Source organism: Streptosporangium minutum (assembly GCF_002149035.1).
Taxonomy (GTDB): Bacteria; Actinomycetota; Actinomycetes; order Streptosporangiales; family Streptosporangiaceae; genus Streptosporangium; species Streptosporangium minutum.
This window is the reverse complement of record NZ_NGFP01000508.1, coordinates 1-1289: the sequence shown is the minus strand read 5'-3', so window position 1 is coordinate 1289 and position 1289 is coordinate 1. Positions and strand designations below refer to the sequence as shown.

Here is a 1289-nt window from a genome sequence, read left to right as displayed (position 1 = left end):
CCCCCGCCTCGCCCGCCTCGGACCGGTCACCCGCCCCCGGGGGCGGCTCGGCCCTGACGCTCACCCTCTCCGTGGCCGGCGGCACGAGCTCCGGCGTCTCCCTCACATGCGACCTGGAGGGCGGCAGCCATCCCGATCCCTTCACGGCCTGCGGCCTGATCCGCAGGGTCGGCGGCGACCTGTCGAAGCTCGCCTACGACATCGACATGATCTGCCCCGAGGAGTATCTCCCGCACACCGTGCGGGCCCTCGGCACCTGGGAGGGCAGACCTGTCTGGTTCGGCAGGACCTACGACAACCGCTGCGAGATGACCGCCCTCACCGGCCCTCTCTTCCACATCTGAGCCCTCCGCCCGCGCGGGCCTGGCCCGGCGTCTGAGCCCTCCGCCCGCGCGGGCCGGGCCCTGGGGCCACCCGCGGCCTGGACGGCCGCTACCGGCTGTCCAGCGGCCGCCGTGACACCCGGCTGTGGCGGTAGCCGTAGGTGACGTAGACGACGACGCCGATGATCATCCACACGACGAACCTGACCCAGGTCTCCACCGGCAGGTTGAGCATCAGGTAGAGGCAGGCCAGCACCGACAGGATCGGCACCAGCGGGACCAGCGGGGTGCGGAAGGAGCGCGGGAGGTCGGGGCGGGTGCGCCGGAGGATGACCACCGCGATCGAGACGATCACGAACGCGAAGAGCGTGCCGATGTTGACCAGCTCGGCGATCGTCGACAGCGGCACCAGCCCCGCCAGGACCGCGACGATGACGCCCATCAGGATGGTGATCCGGTACGGCGTGCCGAACCTCGGGTGGACCCTGGACAGCCCGCGCGGCAGCAGGTTGTCCCGGGACATCGCGAACATCACCCGCGACATGCCGAGCATGAGGATCATCACGACGGTGGTGAGACCGGCCAGGGCGCCGATGCTGATGAGCGTCGCCGCCCAGGTCTGGCCGACCGCCTTGAACGCGTCCGCCAGCGGCGCGGACTCGCTGAGCTGCGAGTAGGGCTGCATGCCGACGACGACCAGGGAGACCGCGACGTAGAGGATGGTGCAGATGACCAGCGAGGCGATGATGCCGATCGGCAGGTCACGACGCGGGTTGCGGGTCTCCTCCGCCGCGGTGGCGACCACGTCGAAGCCGATGTAGGCGAAGAACACGATCGCCGCGGCGCTGAAGATGCCCAGCACGCCGAAGGCGACAGGAGTGATCCCGAACAGCACCTRGATCAGCGGCGCGGCCAGGCCCTCGACGGCGGGGGTGGGCTTGGAGGGCGGGATGAACGGGGTGTAGT

At 70.5% G+C, this 1289-nt stretch carries 2 protein-coding genes; one reads left to right on the top strand and one right to left on the bottom strand.

Translation table 11 applies throughout. From position 1 onward, the window contains the following. Window positions 1-344: SSI family serine proteinase inhibitor (locus tag CA984_RS44065; protein WP_086579163.1), on the top strand; the 344-nt coding region annotated here is incomplete at its 5' end. An 88-nt stretch (window positions 345-432) separates the two neighbouring features. Here the strand turns inward: CA984_RS44065 and CA984_RS44060 are convergent. Beyond that, the coding region (locus CA984_RS44060; RefSeq protein WP_133061997.1) for an amino acid permease at window positions 433-1289 on the bottom strand (857 nt) is incomplete at its 5' end.